Below are 19,018 nucleotides of genomic sequence, written 5' to 3' on the forward strand. Positions count from 1 at the left end.
CCTGCCGTCACGGCGCGCGGCTCCACGGCGGCAGGGCGGAGTCCGAGCCGTTGTTCCGGCGGGGTCGATGGCAGCATGGGGGCGTGGGGCACGGCAGGGCCAGCGATGCGATCTCGGCAAGAGGGACTGATGACGGCGCAAGGTGGGACGCGGCGGATCGCGCTCCGGGAGCACCAGGTCGAGGCGACCGCGCGTATCCGTGAGTGGGTGGGGTTTCCCACGAGGTCCGCCGTGCCCGAGGAGGGGAAGCGGGCCACGGTGGTCTCCGCCACGGGGTCCGGTAAGACGATCACCGCCGCGTGGGCCGCGCTGGAAGGGTTTCGCGGCGGGCGGATCCTCGTCATGGTGCCGACGCTCGATCTGCTCGTGCAGACCGTTCAGGCGTGGCGGCGGGTCGGCCACCACGGGCCGATGGTCGGGGTGTGCTCGCTGGAGAAGGACGAGGTGCTGGAGCAGCTGGGCGTGCGGACCACCACCAACGCGATCCAGCTGGGGCTGTGGGCGGGGCAGGGGCCGGTGGTCGTCTTCGCCACGTACGCCTCCCTGGTGGACCGTGCCGATCCGGAGGACCCGCTGGGGCAGGGGAAGGTCCGTGGCCCGCTGGAGATGGCTCTGGCCGGCGGGGAACGGCTGTACGGGCAGACCATGGCCCCGTTCGATCTGGCCGTCGTCGACGAGGCCCACGCGACCGCCGGTGATCTGGGGCGGCCGTGGGCGGCGATCCATGACAACGACCGCATCCCCGCCGGTCACCGCCTCTACCTGACCGCCACCCCGCGCATCCTCGCTCCGCCCCGCCCGCAGCGCGGCCGGGGCAGCCGGGAGGCGGAGATCGCCACCATGGCCTCCGACCCGGACGGCCCGTACGGCGAGTGGATCTACGAGCTGGAGCTCGCCGAGGCGGTCGAGCGGGGCATCCTCGCCGGGTTCGAGATCGACGTGCTGGAGATCCACGACCCGTCCCCCGCCGTCGGGGACCCGTCGGAGGAGGAGCGGCGGGGCCGGCGGCTGGCGCTGTTGCAGACCGCGCTGCTGGAGCACGCCGCCGCGCGGGACCTTCGTACGGTCATGACCTTCCATCAGCGGGTCGAGGAGGCGGCGGCCTTCGCGGAGAAGCTGCCGGAGACCGCCGGCGCGTTCGCCCGGTCGGAGGCCGACGGGCACGTCTCCGCGGAGCAGGTGTGGGCGGCGTGGTTGTGCGGCGATCACCTCGTGGCCGAACGGCGGGAGGTCCTCCGGCAGTTCTCGGGCGGTGTCGACGCCGGAGGGCGGCCGGTGCGGCGGGCCTTTCTCGCCTCTGTGCGGGTGCTGGGCGAGGGTGTCGACATCGTGGGCGAGCGGGGCGTGGAGGCGGTGTGTTTCGCCGACACCCGGGGTTCCCAGGTGGAGATCGTGCAGAACATCGGCCGGGCACTGCGCCCGAACCCCGACGGCACGACGAAGACGGCCAGGATCATCGTGCCCGTCTTCCTCCAGCCCGGCGAGGACCCGTCCGGCCTGATCGCCTCCGCCTCGTACGCCCCTCTGGTGGCGGTGCTCCAGGGCTTGCGCTCGCACTCCGAACGCCTCGTCGAGCAGCTCGCCGACCGGGCGCTGAGCAGCGGTCGGCGGCAGGTGCACGTGAAGCGGGACGCGGAGGGGCGGATCATCGGCACCACTGCCGGCGGAGAGCGGGAGGAGGCCGAGGGGGCGGGGGAATCGGCGTTGCTGCGCTTCTCCACCGCGAAGGACGCGGCGACGATCGCCGCGTTCCTGCGTACCAGGGTGTACCGGCCGGAGTCCCTGGTCTGGCTGGAGGGCTATCAGGCCTTGCTGCGCTGGCGGGAGGAGCAGCACATCACCGGGGTGTACGCGGTGCCCTACGACACCGAGACCGTGGCCGGGGTCACCAAGGCGTTCCCGCTGGGGCGGTGGGTGCATCAGCAGCGACGGGCCCACCGGGCGGGCGAACTCGACGAGCACCGCAGGAGCCTGCTCGACGAGGCGGGGATGGTGTGGGAACCCGGGGACGAGGCCTGGGAGACGAAGCTCGCCGTGCTGCGGTCCTTTCATCGTGCCCATGGCCACCTCGCGCCGCGGCGGGACGCCGTCTGGGGCGACACCGACAGGGAACTGGCTCCGGTCGGGGAGCACATGGCCAACCTTCGCCGCAGGAACGGCCTCGGGAAGAACCCGGAGCGGGCGGCGGCCCGTGCCGCGCAGCTGGCGCGGATCGACCCGGACTGGGACTGCCCCTGGCCGCTGGACTGGCAGCGCCACTGCCGCGTCCTCACCCGTCTCGCCGCCGACGAACCCGGCGGCCTGCTCCCCGACATCGCGCCCGGCGTCTTCTACGAGGGCGACGACCTCGGCAAGTGGCTTCTGCGGCAACGGCGTTCCTGGGCGGAGCTCTCTGCGGAGCAGCGGGACCGGCTGGCGCGGCTGGGGGTCACGCCCGTGGAGCGTCCGGCCCCTGCTCCGGCGGAGGCGGTGCGGGTCGGCGAGGGCGGTGGGAAGGCGCCGGCCTTCCAGCGTGGCCTCGCGGCGCTCACTCAGTACATCGAGCGCGAGGGTGCCGGGAAGGCCGTGCCGCGGGGGCACGTCGAGACGGTCGTCGTCGACGGCGAGGAGTACCGGCACAAGCTGGGCGTGTGGATCTCCAACACCCGGTCGCGGCGCGAGAAGCTCACCGGGCCCCAGCGCGCCGCCCTCGCCGCGCTCGGCATCGGCTGGGCCTGACGGGCGTCCGGCCCGCACGGCCCGTGCCGTAGGCTGCGTCCGGCCGGGAAGCAGCACGGGGGGAGCGGGAAACTGCAGGCCGAGGCGGAGATACGGGGGCGGCGGCGAGTGCCGGGGAAGCGGGCGTTCGCGGTCGGGGTGGTGGTGCTCGCGCTGCTCGCGGGCGCCGGGTGGCTGGCCAAGCCGGTGTGGCAGCCGTGGTGGTACGCGGCGACCTTGTGCGGGGGCGGCCTCTCCGGCGGGGAGCTCGCCGAACTCCTGCCGACGGAGCAGCTCCGGGCGAGCGAGGACACCTTCGGCTCGGGGCGGTCCCGGCTGAAGTGCGGGGTCGACGAGAGCGACGGCCGGCATTTCGTCCTCGACGTCGAGGCGGAGATCGACGCCGGTGGGCCGCTGGGGCCGCTGGGGATGGAGTTCACGGTCCCGAGGGACGTCCAGGACGCGTACCCCGCCTCGGTTCCGGGGTTCTACGGGAAGTTCGGTCCGGTGATCGTCCAGGAGTGCCCGGAGCGGGGCCGGGACTCCGCGGGCCGCAAGCAGCGTCTCGTCACCAAGGTGTACACGCACGGCGTCGAGAGTGACGCCTCGCCGGAGTCGTTGCGTACCGCGGTGCGGATCGCCAACACCGCCGACGCCGAGACCGGGTGCGGCGCCGGTCCGCTGCCGCTGCCGGAGCGGGTCGAACCGCCCCGGGAGCTGTCCCTGGGCCGGGCGGAGGAGACGATGTGCGGCTGGCTCGCCGGTCGGGACCTGCCGAAGAGCCCGTCCGGCAAGGCGTGGAAGGTGCTCGCGCCGACGGCCCCGGACGCCTCGATCACCCGGTGTTCACTGGTCGACTCGGGGACGGGCGAGGCGGCTCTCCACCTCTCGGGCTGGTACGGCGACTGGGCGGAGAAGCCCTTCGAGCGGCTGCTGTCGGCCAACGTCGAGATCACCGAGGGGATCACTCCCCGCGACGCGCTGCTCGGCCCGGACTTCGGGCGGGCCAAGGCCCGGTGCGCCGGGGAGCCCGCCAACTTCCTCGCCACCAGCTACACCCGGAACCACGTCGGGCCGGCACTGCCGATGAACCAGGTGCGGCGCCTCCTCGGCGCGTTCACGGCGGACCAGGCCGAACGCCGCGACTGCACCGGGGTGGAACTTCCCGGTCCGGAGGTGTATCCGGACGACGACTGAGCGGAGGCCGCCAGACACCCCCTAGTCGTCGCTGCCGCCGGACCGGTTCCGGCTGCGGTTCTTGTCCATGTCGCGGAGGAGTCCGGCCGCGCCCAGGGTCAGCCTGGAGACGGCGCGGACCCAGCGGGGCCCGCCGCGGGCGGCCCACACCACGCAGACGCAGCCCCCGACGGCGAGTGCCAGGACGACGAGCAGCAGACCGATCATGTTCCCCACCTCTGCGTTCCTGCGTACGGTGGGCTGATCTTCTCAGACGGGCACGGGTGTTCCCGTGCCTCAGTCGTCCAGGAGCACGCGGCGGGACTCCCCCGGTGCCAGTTCGAAGCTGTCCTGGGGCAGGGTGATGGTGATCGGGAAGCGGTCCGAGGCGGGGACCGCGATGTCCAGGATTCCTGGGCTGGCCTGGATGTGGACGCCCCAGTGGCCCTGGTAGCGCAGGGAGAAGCGGTAGTGGGACAGCTCGGGGAGGGGGACGGGGTCCAGGGCCAGGCCGCCGGGGCGGGTCTCCAGGCCGGTGAGGCCGCTCTGCACCAGGTCGAGGGTGCCGGCCATGGCGCCGAGGTGGATGCCTTCGCCGGTGGTGCCGCCCTGGAGGTCGGCGATGTCGCCGCGCAGGGCTTCCAGGACGAAGGTCCAGGCGTCGGTGCGGCGCACCCGGGCCAGGACCCAGCCGTGGACCAGACCGCTGAGGGTCGAACCGTGGCTGGTGCGGCGCAGATAGTACTCGACGGTGCGGCCCCAGAGGGCGTCGTCGAAGGTGTAGCCGAGGCGGGCGAAGAGTTCGGCCAGTTCCGACGGGGAGAAGAGGTAGCCGAGCATGAGGACGTCGGCCTGTTTGGAGGCCTGGTAGCGGTCGACGGTGTCACCCTCGGCCTCCAGGATGCGGTCGAGGCGGCGGATGTCCCCGTACTTGGCGCGGTAGCCGTCCCAGTCGAGTTCCCGGAGCTTGCCGTACCCGTCGAACTGGCTGATGACCCCGGAGTGGAAGGGGATGTGGAGGTTGCGGGAGACCTCCTCCCAGTGTTCTTCCTCCTCGTCGTCGAAGCCGGTGTGCAGGGCCAGTTCGGCGCGGCGGGGGGCGGGGAGGCTGCGGAGGAGTTCCAGGGCGCGGGTGATGACCCAGGTGGCGGTGATGTTGGTGTACGCGTTGTCGTCGAGGCCGGGGCGTTCGGCGTCGGGGTAGGCCTCGTGGTACTCGTCGGGGCCCATGACGCCCAGGATGCGGTAGCGGCTCAGTTCGGGGTCCCAGGTGGCGGAGCGGACCCAGAACCGGGCGATCTGGAGCAGCATCTCGGCGCCCTTGGTGTGGTGGAAGTGGGCGTCGCCGGAGGCCTCGTAGTACTTGATGACGTTGTAGGCGATGGCGGAGCCGACGTGGCGCTGGAGGTGGGAGTGGTCCTCCAGCCAGCGTCCGGAGCGGGGGTTGAGGTGGAGCTGCTGGGTCTCCTCGCGGCCGTCGCTGCCGCTCTGCCAGGGGTACATGGCGCCGCCGAGACCGATCGCCTCGGCGGCCGCGACGGCGTGTTCCAGGCGGCGGTGGCGGTAGGTCAGCAGGGCGCGGGAGACCTCGGGGAAGTGGAGGTTGAGGTAGCGCAGGACGAAGAGTTCGTCCCAGAAGATGTGGCCGCGGTAGGCCTCGCCGTGCAGTCCCCGGGCGGGGACGCCGGCGTCGAGTTCGGCGGTGTGCGGGGAGAGGGTCTGAAGGACCTGGAAGAGGTGCAGGCGGAGGATGAGGCCGGCCTTGTTGGGCACGTCCAGTTCGGCGCGGCGCCACAGGTCGCGCCAGGCGGCGCGCTGGTCGGCGACGAGCTGGTCGAAGGCGGGGGCGGTGCGGGCGTGCTCCACGGCGGCGTCGCGGGGGTCGGCGATGGCGCGGTCGTGGCCGGTGTACAGGGCGACGATCTTGTCGACGACCTGGCTGTGGCCGGAGCGCAGGTCCAGGCGGAAGCGGCGGACGCTGCGGCCCTCGGTGTCGGCGTGCTCGACCGCTGTGCCGGGCGGCAGGGCGTGGCGGGCGGCGAGGGCGATCTCGATGTCGGAGTTGGTGGTGGAGCAGGTCAGCCAGGCCACGTCGCCGGAGTTCCCGGCGCCGGTGCGCAGGGCGGTGAGGTGCCGGCCGTCGAGGTCGCGGTAGCGGGCGACGCCGGAGTTGGTGACGGTGCCGTCGAGGGCTGCTTCGACCTCGACCTCACCTTCCCAGTTCTCGGCGGTCAGCTCGGTGCGCAGGGCGGCGAGGTGCGGGTTCTCCATGCTGACCAGGCGGGTCTGGCGGACGAGCAGGAGGCGGCCGTCGGGGTCCTCGTAGCGGGTGCGGCGTTCCAGGACGCCGGCGTCGAGGCGGAGGGTCTGGCTGTGTTCGACGACGCGTGCGGTGCCGGGGGTGAACCAGGTGCTGTTCTCCCCGTCGACGCGCCGCACGCGGAGCGGGAGCCAGTTGGGGAGGTTGACCATGTCCTCGTTCTCGACGTCGCGGCCGGAGACGTGCGAGGTGAGGCGGTTGTAGACGCCGGCGGCGTAGGTGCCCGGGTAGTGGATGTCGTCGGCGTCGCACTCGGGGAAGGCGCCGCGGGTGGCGAAGTAGCCGTTGCCGAGGGTGCAGAGGGATTCCCTGAGCTGTTCGTCGGCGGGGACCCACTCGTCGTACTCCCAGGTCCAGGACGTCATGATGCCTCCTCGCGCGGGCTGTCGGCGGTGTGGGCGGGGTGGGGCGGCGGGGCGGCGGGGGCCAGGAGTTCGGCGAGGTCGCGGACGACGGTGTCGGCGCCGTGTTCGCGCAGGGCTGGGCCGTGGGTGCCGTCGTCGAGGCGGTCGACGCCGATGACGGTGGCGAAGCCGCCGCGGTGGCCCGCCTCGACCCCGGCGAGGGCGTCCTCGACGACGGCGGTCCGTGCGGGGGGCCGCTCCAGGCGTTCGGCGGCGTGCAGGAAGAGGGCCGGGTCGGGTTTGCCGGGCAGGCCGAGCCGGCGGGATTCGCCGCCGTCGACGATGGCGGCGAAGAGACCGGCGACGCCGGCCCGCTGGAGGAGTTCGGTGGCGTGCCGGGAGGAGGAGGCGGCCGCGAGGGGGACGCCGTCGCGGTGCAGGGCGTGCAGCAGCCGGACGGTGCCGGGGTAGGGCTCGATGTCTCCGGAGCGCAGGTGGCCGACGAAGACCTTCTCCTTGGCGGCGGCGACCTCCTCGACGGCGTCGGGGCCGGTGTCCAGGCCGCGGGAGGCGAGGAAGGAGGCGGCGCCGTCGAGGCGGGGTTTGCCGTCGACGTGGCGCAGGTAGTCCGTCTCGGCGTCGAAGGGGCGGCGCTGGTCCGGGTCGGCGGGCGGGTGGGCGCGGAGGTAGGCGTCGAAGGCGGCTTTCCAGGCGGTGGCGTGGACGCGGGCCGAGTCGGTCACCACTCCGTCGACGTCGAAGACCACGGCGTCCGCGTCTCGCAGGGGTGGCAGCACGTCGGTCTCGGCCATCAGGTGTCCTCCGCGTCGCGGTTCCGGAGGATCAGCCTCGCCCGCGCACGGAGGGCGGGCCACTCGGGAAGCGGCCCGGAGGTGCGGTGGCGGGTCCGTTCGGGTGAGCGCCGGACGGGTACGCGGGTGCGGGCGGGGCGAGGTGGTCCGACGATGGAGGGCATGGTGCTGGAGGAGTTGGCCGAGGTGTCGGCGCAGGTCGCGGCCACGTCGTCGCGGTCGCGGAAGACGGAGTTGCTGGCGGAGCTGTTCGCGCGGACGGAGCCCTCGGAGCTGCCGGTGGTGATCGCCTATCTGTCGGGGCGGCTGCCGCAGGGCCGGCTGGGCGTGGGGTCGCGCGTCTTGCGGGAGCCGGTGGCTCCGGCGGAGCGGGCCTCGCTGACGGTGGGGCAGGTGGACGCGGCGTTCACCGAGGTGGCGGCGGTGAAGGGGGCGGGCTCGCAGGCGGAGCGGCGGCGGCTGGTGGAGGGGCTCTGGGGCGCGGCGACCGAGGCGGAGCAGCGGTTCCTGTACGGGCTGGTGACGGGTGAGGTGCGGCAGGGGGCGCTGGACGCGGTGGCGGTGGAGGCGGTGGCGCGGGCGTCGGGGGTGCCGGTGGCCGGGGTGCGGCGGGCGGTGATGCTGAGCGGCTCGCTGGAGGAGGTCGCGGCGGCGGTGCTGGCGGGCGGCGAGGCGGCCCTGTCGGGGTTCGGGCTGGTGGTGGGCCGTCCGGTGCAGCCGATGCTGGCGTCGTCGGCCGGGTCGGTCGCGGAGGCGGTGGCGGCGCTGGGGCCGTGCGCGGTGGAGGAGAAGCTCGACGGCATCCGGGTGCAGGTGCACCGGGTCGGGGAGCGGGTGTCGGTGTACACGCGGACGCTGGACGACATCACGGTGCGGCTGCCGGAGGTGGTGGAGCTGGCGCGGACGCTGCCGGCGGAGAGGTTCGTCCTGGACGGGGAGGTGCTGGCGCTGGACGCGGAGGGGCGGCCGCGGTCGTTCCAGGAGACGGCGGGCCGGGTGGGGTCGCGGCTCGACGTGGGGACGGCGGCCGAGGCACTGCCGGTGTCGGTGGCCTTCTTCGACGTACTGGCGGTGGAGGGGCGGGAGTTGCTCGACCTCGGGTACGCCGAGCGGGCGGGGGCGCTGGCGGCGCTGGTGCCGGAGGTGGCGCGGGTGCGGCGGTCGGTGGTGGCCGACCCGGGGGCCGGGGGCGCGGTGGAGGGGGCGGAGGGGTTTCTGGCGGAGGCCCTGGCGCGGGGGCACGAGGGGGTGGTGGTGAAGGGGCTGGACTCGGTGTACGCGGCGGGGCGGCGCGGTGCGGCCTGGCGGAAGGTGAAGCCGGTGCGGACGGCGGATCTGGTGGTGCTGGGGGCGGAGTGGGGCCACGGGCGGCGCGCGGGGAAGCTGTCGAACCTGCATCTGGGGGCGCGGGAGCCGGACGGTTCGCTGGTGATGCTGGGCAAGACGTTCAAGGGGATGACGGACGAGGTGCTGGCCTGGCAGACGGAGCGGCTGGGCGAGCTGGCGGAGAGCGACGACGGGCACGTGGTGAAGGTCCGGCCGGAGCTGGTGGTCGAGGTGGCGTTCGACGGGCTCCAGCGGTCGTCGCGGTACGCGGCCGGGGTGACGCTGCGGTTCGCGCGGCTGGTGCGGTACCGGGAGGACAAGCCGGTGGACCAGGCGGACTCGGTGGCCTCGGTGCGGGCGGCGGCCGGGTGGGACGGGTGAGCCGGTGTCCGTGACGGGCGCCGCCCCTCCCCCACGGCGGACGGCGGGTGGCGGAAGGGGCGGCGCGCGGCGGCGCGGTGCCGGTCAGCCGGTGGTCGTCGGCGTGCGGGGCGCGCTCGGCACGGTCGCGGGGACGCGGACGCCCCGGAAGACGGTCGTGCGGCGCAGGACGAAGCCCATCTGCTCGTAGAGGCGGATGGCGCCGGTGTTGGAGGCGGAGCCGTGCAGGCAGGGGATCTCGCCCCGGTCGCGGATGCCCGCGGCGACGGCGTCGACGAGGCGGCGGGCGAGGCCCTGGCCGCGGTGGGCGGGGTCGGTGCAGACGGCGCTGATCTCGGTCCAGCCCGGCGGGTGGAGGCGTTCGCCGGCCATGGCGACGAGGACGCCGTCGCGGCGGATGCCGAGGTAGGTGCCGAGTTCGTGGGTCCGGTCCAGGAAGGGACCGGGGCGGGTGCGGGCGACGAGGTCGAGCATCTCGGGGACGTCGGCGGGGCCGAGGCGTACGGCCTCCTCGTCGTGGGCGCCCTGGACGGCCTCGCCGGTCATCTGGACGCCGGGGACGCTGAAGGTCGCCTCCCAGCCCGGGGGCAGGGCGGGGTCGATGGCGGCGAGGGCGAGTTCGCCGCCGGGTCCGGCGAGGGCGGCGAGGTCGGCCCACTCCTCGGGCCCGGCGTCGTCGGGCAGGGCCAGCCACGGGGAGACGTCGGCGGGGTAGCGGGCGACGCGGCCGCGCCGTTCGGCGAAGTGGGCGTGGGGGCCGTTGAGGGAGGAGTGGCCGGGGTTGTCCAGGGGGTGGGGAGCCGGGTCGGTGGTCATGCGGCGTGCTCCCGGGTGGCGCGGGGGCGCTCCGGGCCGGCGGGGTGTTCCGTGGGCATGGGGGTGTCGTCCTGTCCTTCCGCTGACGTGCTGGGCCGCCGCCCCGCCGGGGCGCGGCGCGGACGGGGGCGGGGCGCAGGCGGAGCGAGGCTCCGGTCTTCTCCGATGATCGCGCACCTGCCGGGTGGGCGGCGAGTGCGTTCACGGGGCGGACATGCCGCGGTGACGTGCGGGGCCCGGTTGACAGGGGGGCGGCGGGCGCTGGACGCTTGAGCCTCACGGGAGAGCGCTCTCCCACTGACGCCAGGGCGGTGGCGATGCTGACGGACCACGAGGCGGCGCGGCTGGTGGAGAAGCTCGGCCTGGAGCGGAAGGTCCGGCTGCTGACCGGCGCCAACACCTGGCGGACCGGAGCGGAGACGGCGCTCGGGCTCCGGGCGATGACGCTCTCGGACGGTCCGGCCGGCGTCCGCGGTACGACCTGGGACGAGCGGCTGACCTCGCTGCTGCTGCCGTCGCCGACGGCGCTGGCGGCGCTCTGGGACGAGGCGCTGGTCGGCGAGGTGGGGGCGGTGCTGGCGGCCCAGGCGCGGCGCAAGGGGGTCGACGTGGTGCTGGCGCCCACGCTGAACCTGCACCGCTCGCCGCTGGGCGGCAGGCATTTCGAGTGCTTCTCGGAGGACCCGTGGTTGGCCGGGCGGGTGGGTGCGGCCCTGGTGAGGGGGGTACAGGGAGCCGGGGTGGCCGCCACCGCCAAGCACTTCGTGGCCAACGACGCGGAGACCGACCGGCTGACGGTGGATGTGCGGGTCGGCGAGCGGGCGCTGCGGGAGGTGTACCTGGCGCCCTTCGAGGCGGCCGTCGAGGCCGGGGTGTGGGTGGTGATGTCGGCGTACAACCGGGTCGGCGGGGTGGCGATGGCGGCGAGCGGGCTGCTGCGGGAGCCGCTGAAGGCGGAGTGGGGTTTCGACGGGGTGGTGGTGTCCGACTGGGGGGCGGCGCGGGACCCGCTGGAGGGGGCGGCGGCCGGGCTGGACCTGGTGATGCCGGGGCCGGACGGGCCCTGGGGTGAGGCGCTGGCGGCGGCGGTGCGGGAGGGCCGGGTGCCGGAGTCGGCGGTGGACGAGAAGGTGACGCGGCTGCTGCGGCTGGCCTCGCGGGTCGGGGCGCTGGAGGACTCCGGCCCGTCGGCGCCGCTCCCTCCCCCGGCCGGCGCGCGGGCGGTGGCGCGGCGGGTGGCGGCCTCCTCGGCGGTCCTGCTGCGCAACGACGGGACGCTGCCGCTGCGCCCCCGAGAGCTGCGGACGGTGGCGGTGATCGGGCCGCACGCGGTACGCCCCCGGGTGCAGGGCGGGGGCAGCGCGGAGGTCTTCCCGGAGCGGGTGGTGTCGCCGCTGGGCGGGTTGCGCGCGGCGCTGCCCGGGGTGCGCGTCGTGGCGGTGCCGGGGCCGGGGGTGTCGGCGGAGCCGGTTCCGCTCGATCCGCCGCTGGCCTGCCTTCCGGGGACGGACGAGCCGGGGGTGCGGCTGCGGATGCTGGACGCGGCGGGCGGGGAGCTCTACGAGGAGGACCGGCTGTCGGGCCGGATTCTGGAGCCCCGGCTGGTGACGGGGGCTCACACGGTGGAGGTGGCGGCGCGCCTGGTGCCCGGGGAGGCGGGGGTGTGGACCTTCGGGGTCGCGGGGTGGGGCCGGATGTCGCTGAGCGTCGAGGGGCGGGTCGTGGTGGACGGGGTGTTCCCCCGGAACACGGATGATCCGACGGCGGTGCACGTGAAGCCGCCGCTGCGCACGGGCTGCGTGCGGCTGGCGGCGGGGCGCCCCGTGGAGGTGGTGGCCCGCCGGGAGCTGGGCGGGGACGACGGGCGGGCGGTCCTGCTGTGCGCGGCCCCGCCGGCGGGGGACCCCGCCGAGGCGGTGGCGGACGCGGCGCGGGCCGCGGCGGCGGCCGACGTGGCGGTGGTGGTCGTCGGAACGACGGAGGAGAGCGAGTCGGAGGGCCGTGACCGCAGCACGCTGGCGCTGCCGGGGAGTCAGGACGCCCTGGTGCGGGCGGTGCTCGGCGCCCAGCCGCACACGGTGGTCTGCGTCAACGCGGGCGGCCCGGTGGAGCTGCCCTGGCGCGGACAGACCCCGGCCCTGCTCCTGACCTGGTTCGGGGGCCAGGAGGCGGGCGCGGGGCTCGCCGACGTCCTGACCGGCGCCGCGGAGCCGGGAGGCAGGCTGCCCACGACGTGGCCCGGGTCGCTGGAGGATGCCCCGGTGCGCGAGACCCGGCCGACGGACGGCCGGCTGGTGTACGAGGAGGGGCTGCACCTCGGCTACCGCGCCTGGCTGCGCGCGGGCACGGAGCCCGCGTTCTGGTTCGGCCACGGGCTCGGGTACACGCGGTGGGCGTACGAGTCGATGGAGGTCGGCCCGGCCGGGGACGGCGGCCGGTTCGCGGTGCGGGTGCGGGTGCGCAACACCGGGGGGCGGGCGGGCCGCGAGGTGGTGCAGGTGTATCTGGAGCGGCCGGACTCGGCGCTGGAGCGGCCGGTGCGGTGGCTGGCCGGGTACGCGGCGGTGGAGGCGGAGCCCGGTGCGGCGGTGGAGGCGGTAGTGCGGGTGGGGGCGCGGGCTCTGGAGCACTGGTCGGTGGAGGAGGGCGGGTGGCGGCGGGAGCCCGGGGTGTTCACCGTGCGGGCGGGGTGCTCGGCGGGGGACCTGCGGCTGACCGGGGCCGTGACGGCCGGCTGACGGTACGTCCGGGGCGGGTCCGGGAGGGCGTCGGCGCGGGGCCCCGAGAGCGCTCTCCCCCTGTTGTACAGTGCGTTCATGAGCCAAGATGCGCAAGTGTCCTCCTCGTCGGCGCCGACGCTGGAGGACGTGGCGCGGGTCGCCGGGGTGTCGCGTGCGACGGTCTCGCGCGTGGTCAACGGGGTGCGGAACGTCGACCCGGCCATCCAGGAGGCGGTCCGGGCGGCGGTGACCGCGACCGGGTACCGGCCCAACCGGGCGGCGCGGTCGCTGGTGACGCGGAGGGCCGAGACGATCGCCCTGGTGGTCTCCGGGGCGGGCGGGGACTCGGCCGAGGAGCAGGACGCCTTCGCGGCGCGGGCGTTCGGGGACCCGTTCTTCGGGCGGGTGGTGAGCGGGGTGATCGGCTATCTGCGTCCGCACGGCATGCATCCGGTGCTGATGTTCGCCGAGACGGCGGCGGCGCGGGCCGAGGTGGTGGCGTATCTGCGGCAGGGCAGTGCGGACGGGGCGCTGGTGGTGTCGACGCACGCGGAGGACCCCCTGCCGCCGATGCTGGCGGAGGCGGGGCTCGCCGCGGTGCTCTTCGCCCGTCCCGCGCGCCCGGTACCGCTGAGCTACGTGGACCTGGACCACCGGGAGGGGGGCCGGCTGGCGGCGGAGCGGCTGCTCGGGCTCGGCCGGCGGCGCCCGGCGACGATCGCGGGGCCGCTGGACGTACCGGCCGGGCAGGAGCGGCTGGCCGGGTTCCGGGACGCGATGGCGCGGGGAGGCCGGCCGTACGTGCCGGTGGCCGAGGGGGGGTTCACGGCGCGGAGCGGGGCGGAGGCGATGGCGCGGCTGCTGGCGGACCATCCGGATCTCGACGCGGTGTTCGCCGCCAACGACCTGATGGCGGAGGGGGCGTGCCGGGTCCTGCTGGAGCAGGGGCGGCGGGTGCCGGAGGACGTGGCGGTGGTGGGGTTCGACGACAGTCCGGCGGCGACGGCCTGCCGGCCGCCGCTGACGACGGTGCGCCAGCCGGTGGAGGACATGGCGGCGGAGATGGCGCGGCTGCTGCGGCAGCGTATCGAGGCTCCGGGGACCCCGGTGACCTCGGCGGTCTTCGATCCGGAGCTGGTGGTGCGGGAGTCGGCCTGACGCCCCGCCGCCCCCACCGGCGAGGGGGAGGACCGGTGCGGGCGGCCGGAGAGCGAGTGGGGCGCGGCCCGGGTCCCGGGTCAGGACTCCGGGGCCCGGGCCGCGGTCGGCGGGGCGCCGTCAGGAGGTGTAGACGCCGAACTCGTGGAGCGAGTAGCCCCAGCCGGTGCCGCGTTCGGTGCCGTGCACGCGCACGTACCGTCCGGTGGCGTCGACCTCGATGTCGTCGATGCCGCCGTTGCCGTCGGTGACCTCGTGGACGGTGGTCCAGTTCTCGCCGTCGTCGGAGACCTGGATCGTGTACGCCTTGGCGTACGAGGCTTCCCACAGGAGCTGGACGTGGTGGAAGGCGGTGCGCTCGCCGAGGTCGACGCTGAGCCACTGGGGGTCGGCCCAGTCACTGGCCCAGCGGCTGGTGGCGTTGCCGTCCACCGCGTTGGAGGCGGGGCACGGGCAGTCGCCGTACGACTCCTGGAAGGAGGAGGCGGTGGCCTCCTTGCCGAGGGCGACGTTGGTGCCGTCGACGGGCGGGGCGACGATGCCGAGCGAGCGGGTCTCGATGCCGACGTTGCCGTGGCCGTCGCGGACCTTGACGTAGAGCTTCCAGACGCCGGGCCGGTCGGGGGTGGTGACGGTGAGCCGCCCGTCGCCGTGGTCGGTGGTCTCCAGCGGGATCAGGGCCTTGTTCTCGTCGATGTACATGCTGCTGGCGTACGCCTGGTACTCCAGCGCGTCGCCGTCGGGGTCGGTGGCCGGGGCCTCGACGGTCAGCTCGCGGCCCCCGGGGACGGCGGTGGCGTCGCCGTCGACGTCGAGGGCGGAGACGACCGGCGGGGTGTTGTCGCCGGAGGTGTCGCCGCCGTAGGCGCGCTTGACGGCGTAGTAGGAGAGGCGCTTCTCGCCGCCGGGCAGCAGGTTGAACCAGACACCGCCGAAGTCGTCCTCCTCGCCGTAGTGGAAGAGGGTCGCGCCGAGGGCGACGCCCTCGTGGCCGGTGACGCAGTTCCAGGCGTCGGTGTACCCCTCGGCCTTCTCCTGGTCGGTGGGCTCCTCGGGGCGGCCGTTGGCGTCGTCGGGGACCTCCCACTCCCCCGCCGGGCCTGCCTCGGTGACGATGTACGGCTTGTCGTAGCCGCCCTGTTCCCAGGCGGAGCGGACGCCGCAGACGTCCTTGTAGGCGTTGACGGCGTACAGGTCGAGGTCGGGAGCGTTGTGCTGGTAGTAGGGCCAGGCGTCGGTGGAGGTGACGGGGTGGTTGGGGTCGACCTCGTGGATCTTCCTGGCGACGTCGTTGACGAAGCTGGTGTAGGCGTCGCGCTGTTCCTCCAGGGTGTCGCCGCTGTAGCAGTTCTGGAGGCCGAGCACGGACTCGTTGCCCACGTTCCACATCAGCACACCGGGGTGGCTCTTGTAGGTCTCGACCCACTTGGGGAACTCGGTGAGCATCTCGTTCTTGTACGCGGTGTCGGTGAGGTAGTCGACGCAGCCGCCGGAGCCGGGGCCGCCGCCGGGCTGGAGCCAGAAGCCGGCGATGACGCGCAGGCCGTTGTCGGCGGCGGCGTCGAGGAGGGGCTTGCTGCTGGCGTCGGTGCCCCAGGTGCGGATGGTGTTGACGCCCATGGAGGCGACGTCGGGCAGCTTCTCGGCGGCCTCGGCGGCGGGCGGACCCCAGGTGAGGCCCTTGACCTGGTAGGGGGCGCCGTTGACGGTCAGCTGCCAGTCGCCCTGGCTCCCGGTGACGGCGACGATGTCGTCGGCGGCGGCCGCCTGCTGGGCGGGGACGGTGAGCAGGCCGACGGCGAGCAGGCCGGCTCCGGCGGGGGCTGCCAGGCGGCGCAGGGGGGAGGCGGCGCGCCGGGGGCGCCGTGGCACGGCCGGCTCGGGGGTGGGGGGCATGGGGGTCCTCCTGGAACGGGGCGTGGTGCGGGTGGCCCGGTTGGGGGCGGCGGCCTCGGTGCCCGCCGCCGTGGGTGGGGGACGGTGGAGCGGCGGTCCTGCGGGAGAGCGCTCCACCGGGTGGGCGCGGGCGTTCCCGGCGGGGAGCGTCCGGCGCGGTCGGGTCAGGCGGGGAGTTCGTAGTTCTCGTCGAGGACGGCGCCCTGGTCGGGCTTGGTCTCGTCGTAGCCGCGCGCGTCGCACTGGAGGCCGCCGACGATGCAGTGGCCGACCAGGGCCTTCAGGGTCGGCTCGTCCCAGGCGTTGAAGAAGTCGTAGTGGAAGGAGTAGCCCTCCCCGCTGGCGAGTTGGACGTCGGTGAGGTCGCCGTTGACCGGGAAGGCCATCTTGAACTCGATCATCGGCAGCGCGACCGGGTGGCTGGTGCGGCAGACGTTGTTGTTGATGCCCGCCTTCACCACCGGGTAGGCCATGTGGGCCTGGTGGTCGGGGGTGTCCAGGTGCTTCCCGTCCCAGCAGCTCGGGGCCTGGAAGCGGATGTCGCGCTGGCTGTAGCTCGGGCAGTGGTCGGGGATGTCGCCGTTGAAGTAGCTCTCGCCGCACTCCCAGCCCTCGACGTAGCCGGGGTGGTCGCGGAACTCCTCCTGGCTCTGCGTCGGGCTGCCGACGACGTAGCGCAGCCCGGCCGGGAAGGGCCGGACGCTGGTGTAGTCGGTGACGCCGGCCTTGTAGTAGATGGTCTGCGGGCCGACGGGCAGCTTGGGCTCGCCCGCCTGGAGCAGGGTCGGCATCCAGTACGCGGACCGGTCGCCCGGCGCCTTGCAGGCGGTGTCGCCCGCCTGGAGCGAGGCGGTGGTGGAGTGGGCGTCGGTGGTGTCGTTGCCCATGAAGGTGTGGTCGTGGGACTTGCCGGGCCGGCCCGGGAAGACGATCGGGTCGTCGGGGGCGGTGTGGGTGACCGAGCAGTTGGCCTGGAACTCGTGGAAGTACCGGTGCGGCGGCTCCTCGTCGGAGGGTTCCACTCCGGTGACCGGCGGGACGGCCGGGATGTAGCCGTCGCCGTCGGGGTCGTCGCCTCCGGCGCGGGGCTGGCCCTGCGCGTGGGCGGAGTGGCCCGCGTGTCCCGCCTGGGCGGTGGCGGCCGCCGGGGTGTCGTCGCCCTGGGTGACGGCTGCCGCAGCTCCGGCGGCGCCCAGGGAGGCGGCCACCAGCAGGGCCGACAGGAGCAGGGAGCCTCCGCGGCGGGGCCGGCGACGGCGGGGGGTCGGTCCGGGACTGGCGGTCCCGGGGCGTAACAGGCTCCTGGGGCGGGGGTGGGGGGCTGCCCTCTTCTCCATCTCAACCTCCGCGAGTTGTCGGGAGAGCGCTCTCCCGACGGAGTTTCCAGCGCGCGTAACGTGCTGTCAACACTTCGCACACGGCACCGCGCTCCGGCTGCGGTGGCGGGCCTGGCGCACCCGATAGGAGTCAACGCGCGTATACGACGTGCGAGTTGGGCATCAGGACGGTGATTGTCATGGCGCGATCACGCCACTACGCTGGCGCCTCCGCGAGCCGCCGGGCGGCCCCACCCGTCCGGCCGCCGCCGCCCCTGGACCGAGGAGCCCAGTTGCCGTACCCCCATCCCCCGTCCGCCGCGCGGCCCGGTGTGTCCACCGGTGCCGCCCCCACCGCGGCCGGTACAACGTCCGGACCAGAGCCGTCCGGAAGACGAGAGGGAACCCCCCACATGAGCGCAGGTCAGCACCACCGTCGCAGCGTTCCCGGCCGGCGCGGCCGCCTGGCGGCGCTCGCCGCCTTCACCGTGCTGGCCTCGGGAGCGCTGACCGGCGTCGCCCCGGCCGCCTTCGCCGCCGGGGACGGCCGCCCCTTCAACGACGCTCTCGACCACGCCGCCGAGAGCTACGACGTGCCGCGCGACCTGCTGGCCGCCGTCGGGTACGGCGAGAGCCGCCTCGACGGGCACGACGGGCAGCCCAGCCAGGCGAACGGCTTCGGCGTCATGCACCTGGTCAGCAACCCGGACCAGCGCACCCTGGAGGAGGCCGCCCGGCTCACCGGCCGCTCCCCCGCCGAGCTGCGCCGCGACACCGGCTCCAACCTCCTCGGCGGCGCCGCCGTGCTGCGGGCCCGCGCCGACGCCCTCGGGCTGAGCGCGGCCGAGCGGGACGACATCGACGCCTGGTACGGGGCGGTCGCGAAGTACAGCGGAGCCGAGGCCGCCACCGCCCGGCTCTACGCCGACACCGTCTACCGCTTCCTCGCCGACGGCCTGCACACCTCGGTCGACGGCGAGCAGGTCGAGGTGGCCGCCCGCGACGTGGCCCCGGAGATCCCCGAGGCGCCGGAGGTCGGCCCCGCCGCCGTCAGCCAGGACTACCCCTCGGCCCGCTGGGTCCCGGCCGCCGCGGGCAACTTCGCCTCCGGGCGCTCCGCCGCCATCAGCCAGGTCGTCGTGCACGTCACGCAGGGCTCGTACGCGGGGTCGATCAGCTGGTTCCAGAACCCGACGGCCAAGGTCAGCGCGCACTACGTGATCCGGTCCTCGGACGGCGAGGTCACCCAGACGGTCAAGGACGCCGACACCGCCTACCACGCGCGCAGCGCCAACGCCTCGTCGCTGGGGATCGAGCACGAGGGGTTCGTGGACGACCCGGCGTGGTTCACCGAGGCGATGTACCGCTCCTCGGCGGCGCTCACCGCGTACCTCTGCGAGCAGTACGGCATCCCGAAGGACCGCGCGCACATCGTCGGCCACGTCGAGGTGCCGGGCAACGACCACACCGACCCCGGCCCGAACTGGGACTGGGCGCACTACATGGAGCTGGTCGGCGGGGAGAGCGGGGCGGTCGACGAGCTGACCTTCGCCTCCTACGCGACGCAGCTCAGCGGGTCCAGCGGCCCGCAGGTCAAGGCGGTGCAGCGGCTGCTGACCGACCTGGAGTACGCGCCGGGTGCGGTCGACGGGGCCTTCGGCTCGGCGACGCAGGCGGCGGTCCGCGCCTTCCAGAAGGACAAGGGCCTGGAGGCCGACGGGATCGTGGGCAAGGCCACCTGGACGGCGCTGCTGTCGGCGGGGAGCACGCCGACGCTGCGCTCCGGCTCCTCCGGTGAGGCCGTGAGCCGGCTCCAGCGGGCGCTGACGGCGGCCTCGGGCAGGACCGTCGCCGTCGACGGCAGCTTCGGTTCCGGTACGGCCGAGGCGGTCCGCGCCTACCAGAGCGCGCGGTCGCTGGAGGCGGACGGCGTCGTCGGGGCCGCGACCTGGCAGGCGCTCCAGTCCGGACGCTGACCCGGGGCCCGGTGCGTGTGCGGCCCGGGGGTGGGGAATCTCTCCACCCCCGGGCCGCGATCATGTGAGGTTCGTCCGTG

General features: G+C 74.7%; 12 protein-coding genes. 6 read left to right on the top strand and 6 right to left on the bottom strand.

Annotation, left to right across the window (positions count from 1 at the left end):
- Nucleotides 1–129: 129 nt before the first annotated feature.
- A complete protein-coding gene (locus OIM89_RS00265; RefSeq protein WP_264490853.1) occupies nt 130–2,718 on the top strand; it encodes a DEAD/DEAH box helicase in 2,589 nt (862 codons plus the stop codon).
- Nucleotides 2,719–2,826: 108 nt separating this feature from the next.
- Complete coding sequence (locus OIM89_RS00270; RefSeq protein ID WP_239655718.1) at nt 2,827–3,894, top strand: hypothetical protein; 1,068 nt, start codon at nt 2,827–2,829, stop codon at nt 3,892–3,894.
- Between the two features lie 21 nt (nt 3,895–3,915).
- On the opposite strand, the gene OIM89_RS00275 is transcribed toward OIM89_RS00270, so the two are convergent.
- From OIM89_RS00275 to OIM89_RS00285, 3 genes are all read right to left on the bottom strand, one after another.
- Entirely contained in the window at nt 3,916–4,101 is a 186-nt protein-coding gene (locus tag OIM89_RS00275) for a hypothetical protein (protein WP_030697485.1), read from the bottom strand.
- 69 nt (nt 4,102–4,170) lie between these two features.
- Complete coding sequence (locus OIM89_RS00280; RefSeq protein WP_175456927.1) at nt 4,171–6,558, bottom strand: glycoside hydrolase family 65 protein; 2,388 nt, start codon at nt 6,556–6,558, stop codon at nt 4,171–4,173.
- Nucleotides 6,555–7,349 (bottom strand): HAD family hydrolase, encoded by a 795-nt coding sequence (locus OIM89_RS00285; RefSeq protein ID WP_047466897.1) that lies wholly within the window; start codon nt 7,347–7,349, stop codon nt 6,555–6,557. The genes OIM89_RS00280 and OIM89_RS00285 overlap by 4 nt, the downstream gene beginning before the upstream one ends.
- A 162-nt stretch (nt 7,350–7,511) precedes the next feature.
- Between OIM89_RS00285 and OIM89_RS00290 the strand changes: the two genes are divergently transcribed.
- Nucleotides 7,512–9,056 carry an ATP-dependent DNA ligase gene (locus OIM89_RS00290; protein WP_175456957.1) on the top strand — a complete coding sequence of 515 codons (1,545 nt, stop codon included), beginning with the start codon at nt 7,512–7,514 and terminating at the stop codon, nt 9,054–9,056.
- An 84-nt stretch (nt 9,057–9,140) separates the two neighbouring features.
- Here OIM89_RS00290 and OIM89_RS00295 read toward each other — a convergent pair whose 3' ends face one another.
- A complete protein-coding gene (locus OIM89_RS00295; protein ID WP_151167284.1) occupies nt 9,141–9,872 on the bottom strand; it encodes a GNAT family N-acetyltransferase in 732 nt (243 codons plus the stop codon).
- A gap of 317 nt (nt 9,873–10,189) precedes the next feature.
- On the opposite strand from OIM89_RS00295, the gene OIM89_RS00300 reads away from it, so the two are divergent.
- Together OIM89_RS00300 and OIM89_RS00305 are read left to right on the top strand one after the other, a co-directional pair.
- Nucleotides 10,190–12,610 carry a glycoside hydrolase family 3 C-terminal domain-containing protein gene (locus tag OIM89_RS00300; protein ID WP_264490854.1) on the top strand — a complete coding sequence of 807 codons (2,421 nt, stop codon included), beginning with the start codon at nt 10,190–10,192 and terminating at the stop codon, nt 12,608–12,610.
- 78 nt (nt 12,611–12,688) lie between these two features.
- Nucleotides 12,689–13,750, top strand: coding sequence for a LacI family DNA-binding transcriptional regulator (locus tag OIM89_RS00305; protein WP_030697491.1), 1,062 nt, complete (start codon nt 12,689–12,691; stop codon nt 13,748–13,750).
- Between the two features lie 120 nt (nt 13,751–13,870).
- Here the strand turns inward: OIM89_RS00305 and OIM89_RS00310 are convergent, their stop codons facing one another.
- Nucleotides 13,871–15,646 (bottom strand): discoidin domain-containing protein, encoded by a 1,776-nt coding sequence (locus tag OIM89_RS00310; RefSeq protein WP_264490855.1) that lies wholly within the window; start codon nt 15,644–15,646, stop codon nt 13,871–13,873.
- Between the two features lie 164 nt (nt 15,647–15,810).
- Nucleotides 15,811–16,983, bottom strand: a complete 1,173-nt coding sequence (locus tag OIM89_RS00315) for a DUF1996 domain-containing protein (RefSeq protein ID WP_264490856.1) — start codon at nt 16,981–16,983, stop codon at nt 15,811–15,813.
- A 392-nt stretch (nt 16,984–17,375) separates the two neighbouring features.
- Here OIM89_RS00315 and OIM89_RS00320 point away from each other — a divergent pair, with 392 nt between their 5' ends.
- Nucleotides 17,376–18,938 (top strand): N-acetylmuramoyl-L-alanine amidase, encoded by a 1,563-nt coding sequence (locus OIM89_RS00320; RefSeq protein ID WP_030697494.1) that lies wholly within the window; start codon nt 17,376–17,378, stop codon nt 18,936–18,938.
- Nucleotides 18,939–19,018 lie beyond the last annotated feature (80 nt).

Source organism: Streptomyces sp. BI87, assembly GCF_025957665.1.
Taxonomy (GTDB): Bacteria; Actinomycetota; Actinomycetes; order Streptomycetales; family Streptomycetaceae; genus Streptomyces; species Streptomyces albidoflavus.